Genomic DNA, 8,027 nt, shown 5'->3' with positions numbered 1-8,027 from the left:
TTTACCATTAAGAGGTAAGATTTTGAATGTTGAAAAAGCAATGCAACATAAGGTGTTTGAAAACGAAGAGATTCGTAATATTTTCACCGCTTTAGGAGTTACAATTGGTACCGAAGAAGATAGTAAGGCTCTAAATCTTTCTAAGTTACGTTACCACAAAGTAGTGATTATGTGTGATGCCGATGTCGATGGTTCTCACATTTCAACATTAATTCTGACATTCTTCTTTAGATTTATGAAAGAATTAATCGAAGGCGGTCACGTGTATATTGCAACACCACCTTTATATTTGGTTAAAAAAGGAAACAAAAAAGAATATGCTTGGAACGATGATCAACGAGATTTAGCTAACGAAAGAATGGGTGGAAGTGCTGCAATTCAACGTTATAAAGGTCTTGGAGAGATGAACGCTGAGCAGTTATGGGAAACAACATTAAATCCAAATTATAGAACTTTACGCCAAGTAACTATTGATAGTTTAACAGAAGCTGATAGAGTTTTCTCAATGTTAATGGGTGATGAAGTGCCACCTCGTAGAGAATTTATCGAGAAAAACGCCGCTTACGCAAAAATTGATGCGTAAATCGGGTATAATAATAGGATTGTTTGCTGCTTTCTTTTTTACGCAAAAAGTGAAGGGGCAATCATCTACAGATTTAGAACAAATAGGGTATCTGCTTTCAGATGCCCTTTTGTATTCAGAGCAATATATAGTTCCTGCCACAGATGCAGCGGTTTATCAAGCCTCTGCAGCTTGGGTGATGTTGCCTAAGAAACGAAAAAAATGGGATGTGGTTTTAGGATTGCATACTAATGTTTTCTTCGTTCCAAAAGCAGATAGAAGCTTTCAAATTCAAAATTCTGATTTTCAGTTTTTCGAGATTGAAGGTGCAACTTCGGCTACAGTTCCAACGGCTTTAGGAAATGATAATCAGGTTTATTTGGTTGGTGAATTAGGAGGAGAACAGGTTCGTTTCAAAACTCCCGAAGGAATTAATCAAGAAACGGTGATTTATCCTTATTTACAAGGAGGTATAGAATTACCTTACGGATTTGAATTTATCGCTCGATATTCAACTAAAACTAAGTTGAAGAGAGGTGATTACCAAGTTTATGGCTTTGGATTAAAACATAATTTTAGTCAATATTTTCCAAAAGTAGAAGCTAAAAACATCCATTTTGCGGCGGCAACTATCTATTCAAAAGAAGATATTAGTTTTGATTTTTTGGATATTAATACTGCTTACGGAAATTTAGGAATTAACAATTTGAATGGTTTGGTGGATACTTATCATTTTCAATTGAGTGCTTCTAAAGAATTTAAACGTTTTGAATTAATAGGGAATTTTATTGTAAATCATAGTTCGTTTGAATATGTGGTAAGTGGCGATAAAGGTTCTATTGAAGAAATATTTCCAGTGCAAAATGTAATTAATGATCTTTTAAAGCGAATAGCAAAGGATAAAACTAATGTTTTAGGAGAAATTTCGGGTAGATATCAAATAAGCAAATTTTATCTGCAAAGTTCAATTGCTTTTGGTAAATTTGTCAACGGAAATATTGGAGTTCAATATCAATTTTAATTTAACAATTTTAATATACACAACAAAATGAAAGTAACAATAGTAGGTGCGGGTAACGTAGGTGCAACATGTGCAGATGTTATTTCGTACAGAGGAATCGCAAGCGAAGTAGTATTAGTAGACATCAAAGAAGGTTTTGCAGAAGGTAAAGCGATGGATATTATGCAATGTGCTACAACAACTGTATTCAACACACAATTAAGCGGAACAACAGGAGATTATTCAAAAACTGCTGGAAGTGATGTAGTAGTTATTACATCAGGAATTCCAAGAAAACCAGGAATGACTCGTGAAGAATTAATCGGAATCAATGCAGGAATCGTTAAATCGGTTGCTGATAACGTATTAACTCATTCTCCAAACGCAATTATTGTAGTAGTGTCAAATCCAATGGATACTATGACGTATTTAACATTAAAAGCAACAGGATTACCTAAGCATAGAGTAATTGGTATGGGAGGTGCTTTAGATAGCTCACGTTTCAAATATTTCTTATCAAAAGCATTAGATAAACCAGCTAATGATGTTCAAGGTATGGTAATTGGAGGTCACGGTGATACTACTATGATTCCATTAACGCGTTTAGCATCTTACAATGGTGTTCCAGTTTCTAATTTTTTATCTCAAGCTGAGTTAGACAAAGTAGCTGCTGATACTATGGTAGGTGGTGCTACTTTAACAGGTTTATTAGGAACATCTGCTTGGTATGCACCAGGAGCTTCTGTGGCGTATTTAGTGGACAGTATCTTAAACGATCAAAAACGTATGATTCCATGTTCAGTTTTCTTAGAAGGTGAGTACGGACAAGAAGATATTTGTATGGGAGTTCCATGTATTATTGGTAAAAACGGTGTTGAGAAAATCGTTGACGTACAATTAAATGATGCTGAAAAAGCATTGTTTGCTAAGAGTGCAGATGCAGTTCGTAACATGAACGCCGATTTGAAATCAGTATTGTAATTTTACATCAAAATAAAATTGAAAAACTGTCAAGAAATTGGCAGTTTTTTTTTGTTATTACTATTTTTGATAGGGTATTTAAAAATATCTTTTGGTTCTGAAATTTGGAGTTTTCAACAATATTTTTCGTATTGTGAAATACTTTTTGTAGGTGCAAGTGTTTCATTTTTAAGGAATAATGTGTTTTTGTAGTGAAACTTAGGTAAAAAGGTTGCTTTAATCGAAAATAAAATTGCTAAATCCTATTGTAAATTATATATTTGTCCGTTTTTATAAAATAGAATAAATAAATTTTAGAATAATGCAGAATAGAGGACTTATTAAATTTTTCGCAATTATCTTTGCTTTGGTATGTGTATACCAGCTTTCTTTTACTTTCGTAGCGAATAGTATTGTTTCTGATGCAAAAGCATTTGCAAAAGGAGATACTGCTAAAGAATTACGCTATTTAGATTCTATCGGTAAAGAAAAAGTATACTTAGGGCATACTTACAAAGAAGTTACTAATAACCAAATCAACAAAGGTCTTGACTTAGAAGGAGGATTAAACGTTATTCTTCAAATTTCGGTTAAAGATGTTTTGAAAGGATTGGCTAATGATTCAAAGAATCCAGCTTTTAACAAAGCATTGGCTGATGCAAAGGCAAACCAACAAGGAAATCAAGATTATATTGATGCTTTCTTTGATGCTGCTAATGCTGCTGATGTAAAATTAGCTGCTGCTGATGTTTTTGGAAACAGAAACTTAGATGAAGTTATTAAGTTTGATATGACTAACAAACAAGTTGAGCCAATCATCAAACAAAAAGTTCAAGAATCAGTAGAAAGTGCTTTCAAAGTATTAAGAGAGCGTATCGATAAATTTGGAGTTACTCAACCTAATATTCAATTATTAGGAAATTCTGGCAGAATTTTGGTAGAATTACCAGGAGCTAAGGATGTAGATCGTATTAAGAAATTATTACAAAGTACAGCTCAATTAGAGTTTTGGGAAACTTATAAAATCGAAGAAGTAGGTCAATATTTAATGTCTGTTGAAGAGGCATTAAAGAAAACAGAAGTTGCTGTTAAAGCAGCACCTGTAAAAACTTCAGGAATCGATTCTTTATTAACAGACAAAGCTGACACAACTGCTGCAGCTAATAGTCCGTTCTTAGGTAAAATGGTTGCTCCAGGGATGCAAGGTTCACCTTTCATTGGAACTTTCGCAACTAAAGATACAGCAACTATTAATGCTTACTTAAAAAGAGCTGATATTAAAGCTTTATTACCAGCTAATTTATCAAATGTTAGATTTGCTTGGGGTAAAACAAACGCTAAAACTCCAGATGTTACAGATTTATATGCATTAAAAGGAACAAGAGATAATGTAGCTCCTTTAAGTGGTGGTGTAATTGTTGATGCAAGAGATACTTTTGATCAATTAGGTAAACCAGCTGTTTCTATGCAAATGAATGGAAATGGTGCTAGAAAATGGGAGCAAATTACAGGAGCAGTTTCACAACAAGGAAATGCTATTGCAATTGTATTAGATAATATCGTTTACTCTGCACCTGGTGTAAGTAAAGGAGCAATTACTGGAGGTCAATCAGAAATTTCTGGAAACTTCACAATTGAAGAAACAAAAGACTTAGCAAACATCTTAAGAGCAGGTAAATTACCAGCTGCTGCAGAAATTGTACAATCTGAAGTTGTAGGACCATCATTAGGACAAGAAGCTATTGATAATGGTATGTTATCATTTGTTATTGGATTTGGTTTAGTGTTATTATGGATGGTAGTTTACTATGGTAAAACTGGTTTCTATGCTAACTTAGCTTTATTAGTAAACATCTTATTCATTTTTGGAACTTTAGCAAGTTTTGGCGCTGTATTAACATTACCAGGTATTGCAGGTATCGTATTAACAATCGGTATGGCGGTAGATGCTAACGTAATCATTTTTGAAAGAGCAAAAGAAGAATTAGATAATGGTAAATCAGTACAAGAAGCTACAGATTACGCTTTTACTTGGAAAGGTGCGATGTCATCTATCATTGATGCTAACGTTACCACAGCAATTACGGCTATCATCTTATTAGTATTTGGTACAGGACCAATTCAAGGTTTTGCTACAACGTTATTAATTGGTATTTTTACTTCTGTAATTACTGCAGTTTTTGTAACAAGAATGTTCTTAGATTGGAGTTTAAGCAGAAATGAAAAATTAGCTTATTCAACTTCATTAACTAAAACTTGGTTTAAAGATTTAAATATCGATTTCTTAGGTAAGAAGAAAATTGCTTATGTAGTTTCAGGTATTTTAGTAGCATTGAGTATTTTCTCTTTAGCAACAAAAGGATTAAATCAAGGTGTGGATTTTGTTGGAGGTAGAACATATCAAGTACGTTTTGATAAAGCTGTTTCTGCTCCAGAAGTAACGGCTGATTTAGTAGCTGTTTTTGGAAGTGCTGAAGCAAAAGTTTATGGTGGAAACGATCAGTTAAAAATTACTACTAAATATAAAGTTGACGAAGAAGGTGAAGGAGTAGATAAAGAAGTAAACCAAAAATTATACGAAGGTTTAAAGAAATATTTACCAGCTGATTTAACTTATGATAAGTTTGCTAACTTATATGAAGGTAAAAAAATTGGTATTTTGTCTTCTGCTAAAGTAACAGGAACTATTTCTAAAGATATTAAGACAAACTCTTTATGGGCAGTTTTAGGTTCGTTATTTGTGGTATTCGTTTACTTAATGATTAGTTTCCGTAAATGGCAGTTTGGTTTCTCAGCTGTAATTGCGGTTGCACACGATACGATAATCGTATTGGGTATCTTCTCATTCTTCTATACAATTTTACCATTCAACATGGAGATTGACCAAGCATTTATTGCAGCAATCTTAACGGTAATTGGATACTCGTTGAATGATACGGTAATTGTATTTGATAGAGTGCGTGAATACTTAGATTACAACTCATCACCAGATTTCAAAGGATTAGTAAATAAAGCATTAAATACTACATTAAGTAGAACAATCAATACTTCTGCTACAACATTAGTAGTATTAGTGGCTATCTTCATTTTTGGAGGTGAAACTATTAGAGGTTTCGTATTTGCTATCTTAGTAGGTATCTTAGTAGGAACTTATTCATCTTTATTTATTGCAACTCCAGTGATGCAAGATACAATTGGTGAAAAAGAAGGTCGTAAAATGGCTGAATTCAAAAAAGAAGACTAAGTAATTAGTCTATATTATATAGAAAAGTCCTGATGCAAATCAGGACTTTTTTTATATATTTATATTTCTAAATTTGAAACCTATGAAAGCTAAATTTGTTCTAATTACTTTATTGTTTACGTTCTTGTCATGTAATAAGAGTAAAATTCATGATGATTTTGATTCCAGTTTTGATAATAATCGTTGGGATGCAACTGATGTTAGAGTATTTGAATTCGAAAATACGCAATCGGAAGCCGTTTGTGACTTGAAATTACATTTCGGTCATATCAGTGGGTTTCAATTTAAAGAAGTGCCTTTAGAAGTTGAAATTACATCTCCTGATGGTAAGTCGGAAGTACTTTCTGTTGCTATGAAATTAATTGATGAGTCAGGAAAAGATATTGGTGATTGTACAGGTGATATTTGCGATGTGTTTCAAACCATAAAAACATTTCAAAATCTAGAAAAAGGAAAATATAAAGTGGCTGTCAAAAGTAAATTTACTGGGCCTTATTTACCGAATGTTCTCGGTGTTGGGATTGTAATTGAAAAGCAAAAATAAAAAAGGCGGTTAGAATTTCTAACCGCCTTTTTGTATGTATTATTTCATTAAGCTTCTTTAACTTCTTTTGCTTTCCAAACAAAGTAAAATCCAATAAATATAAACGGAATACTTAACCATTGACCTGTTGAAAGCGCATTAAAAATTGGATATTGCTCAAAACCACCTTGACTTTCTTTTACAAATTCCACTACAAAACGAATCGACCAAAGTAGTATTAAGAACAATCCAAATAAGTAACCTGCTTTGTTTCTTGCTTCGGTTTTCCAATATAAAAATATTAGAATAGCGAAAACAAAAACATAACAGATAGCTTCGTATAATTGTGCCGGATGTTTTGGTGTTACGTCGGCTAATAATTCTGCAAACTGAGGATTAGTTTCAATGGCTTTATAAGCTTCTTTAACATCTCCAATCTGTGTTTTCTCCATTGCATCACTTGCGCTATATTTGTCTCTCAAGAATTTAATTCCGAAAGCGGATGTAGTTTCAGTTCCTACTATTTCTGAGTTAAAGAAATTTCCTAAACGAATAAAAATTGCACCTAAAGAAACCGGAATGACTATTCGGTCTAAAATCCACAAAAAAGAACGTTTAATGACTCTTCTTTGGATATAAAACATGGTTAGAATAATAGAAATTGCTGCTCCATGACTCGCTAATCCAGCAAAACCAGTGAAATGTAGTGTAGGTTTAGTGCTAATTGGTAATAAAATACTCAACGGGTCTTGGTGAAATAATTCGGATTGATAAAAAATTACGTGTCCCAATCGAGCTCCCAACATAGTGGCTACCAAAGTGTAAACAAATAACTTATCTAAAGATTCTACCGATTCGTTTTCTCTTATGAAAATAGGTTTCATTACGTACCAGCCTAATCCAAAAGCCAATACCCAAGAAAGACTATAAAAACGTAACATGAAAAATCCTAAATCAATCCCTTCCGAAGGATTCCAAACCATATTGAGTGCGTGAATCATAATTTTTGTTTCTGATTAAAGCGTAAAAATAAATATTATTATTGGTAAACTTGTTAAAATTCCGATAAGAAATTTTCAAGAACAAGAGCAACTTCAAGTTCAAAATTCAATTTTTGGAATACAGATTAAAGAAATTTAAATAATTTTAAAAATCAGAAGAGCAAAACGCTCCGTGTGTCTCTTTTAAACACAATCAGAATCAAAAAAAACTCTGTGCATCTCTGTGTAAAAATCAAGGCACCGGATCATAACCACTTCTTCCCCAAGGATGACAACTGAAAATACGTTTCAAAGCCAACCAACCACCTTTAAACAACCCATGTTTTTGCAAAGCTTGAATGGTATATGTAGAACATGTAGGTTCAAAACGGCAAGTAGCAGGTGTAAAAGGAGAGATACCAACCTGATAAAATCGCACCAATAAAACAAACGGATAAATCACCCATTGTTTTAGCGTTTTTGGATATTGCGATTGGTGTTGGCTACACATAATTATTAATTAAAAAGAACAGCTATCTCTGTCAAGCTGAACTCGTTTCAGCTTCTCATAAATGTATAATTGAGATTCTGAAACAAGTTCAGAATGACAAAATGTATTATTAAAAGGTGAAACTAGTTCCTTCTTTTCCGTCTTTTAATTGAATGCCTAAAGCTAATAACTGATCACGAATTTGGTCTGATAAAGCAAAGTTTTTATTCGCTCTAGCTTCGTTTCGCATACCGATTAACATTTCAAC

Annotated in this window: 7 protein-coding genes; 5 read left to right on the top strand and 2 right to left on the bottom strand. The window is 33.0% G+C overall.

Annotated elements, in window-relative coordinates; genetic code table 11:
• The 5 genes from L6Q46_RS10980 to L6Q46_RS10960 form a co-directional block, all read left to right on the top strand.
• A partial coding sequence (locus L6Q46_RS10980; RefSeq protein ID WP_291284339.1) for a toprim domain-containing protein occupies nt 1-583 on the top strand: 583 nt, incomplete at its 5' end.
• Nucleotides 576-1,583: a DUF6588 family protein gene (locus L6Q46_RS10975; RefSeq protein WP_291284340.1), complete on the top strand. Its 1,008-nt coding sequence runs from the start codon at nt 576-578 to the stop codon at nt 1,581-1,583. The genes L6Q46_RS10980 and L6Q46_RS10975, both read left to right, overlap by 8 nt.
• A 27-nt stretch (nt 1,584-1,610) precedes the next feature.
• A complete protein-coding gene (gene mdh, locus L6Q46_RS10970; protein ID WP_111566722.1) occupies nt 1,611-2,543 on the top strand; it encodes a malate dehydrogenase in 933 nt (310 codons plus the stop codon).
• A gap of 301 nt (nt 2,544-2,844) precedes the next feature.
• Complete coding sequence (gene secDF / locus L6Q46_RS10965; RefSeq protein WP_291284338.1) at nt 2,845-5,766, top strand: protein translocase subunit SecDF; 2,922 nt, start codon at nt 2,845-2,847, stop codon at nt 5,764-5,766.
• 82 nt (nt 5,767-5,848) lie between these two features.
• Complete coding sequence (locus L6Q46_RS10960) at nt 5,849-6,310, top strand: hypothetical protein (protein WP_291284337.1); 462 nt, start codon at nt 5,849-5,851, stop codon at nt 6,308-6,310.
• Between the two features lie 47 nt (nt 6,311-6,357).
• On the opposite strand, the gene lgt is transcribed toward L6Q46_RS10960, so the two are convergent.
• Together lgt and yidD are read right to left on the bottom strand one after the other, a co-directional pair.
• The gene (gene lgt, locus L6Q46_RS10955; protein WP_291284336.1) at nt 6,358-7,290 is read right to left on the bottom strand and encodes a prolipoprotein diacylglyceryl transferase; all 933 of its coding nucleotides are present in this window, start codon (nt 7,288-7,290) and stop codon (nt 6,358-6,360) included.
• A 232-nt stretch (nt 7,291-7,522) separates the two neighbouring features.
• A complete protein-coding gene (yidD, locus tag L6Q46_RS10950) occupies nt 7,523-7,780 on the bottom strand; it encodes a membrane protein insertion efficiency factor YidD (RefSeq protein ID WP_291284335.1) in 258 nt (85 codons plus the stop codon).
• Nucleotides 7,781-8,027 lie beyond the last annotated feature (247 nt).

Source organism: Flavobacterium sp., from assembly GCF_023151265.1.
GTDB lineage: Bacteria > Bacteroidota > Bacteroidia > Flavobacteriales > Flavobacteriaceae > Flavobacterium.
The sequence above is the reverse complement of the archived record's forward strand: the minus strand, read 5'-3'. Positions and strand labels throughout refer to the sequence as shown.

What these genes read in the sequence shown, in the direction of transcription:
- L6Q46_RS10975 (WP_291284340.1), top strand. Translation starts at nt 576, where the DNA reads ATGCGTAAATCGGGTATAATAATAGGATTGTTTGCTGCTTTCTTTTTT.
- mdh (WP_111566722.1), top strand. Translation starts at nt 1,611, where the DNA reads ATGAAAGTAACAATAGTAGGTGCGGGTAACGTAGGTGCAACATGTGCA.
- secDF (WP_291284338.1), top strand. Translation starts at nt 2,845, where the DNA reads ATGCAGAATAGAGGACTTATTAAATTTTTCGCAATTATCTTTGCTTTG.
- L6Q46_RS10960 (WP_291284337.1), top strand. Translation starts at nt 5,849, where the DNA reads ATGAAAGCTAAATTTGTTCTAATTACTTTATTGTTTACGTTCTTGTCA.
- lgt (WP_291284336.1), bottom strand. Translation starts at nt 7,290, where the DNA reads ATGATTCACGCACTCAATATGGTTTGGAATCCTTCGGAAGGGATTGAT.
- yidD (WP_291284335.1), bottom strand. Translation starts at nt 7,780, where the DNA reads ATGTGTAGCCAACACCAATCGCAATATCCAAAAACGCTAAAACAATGG.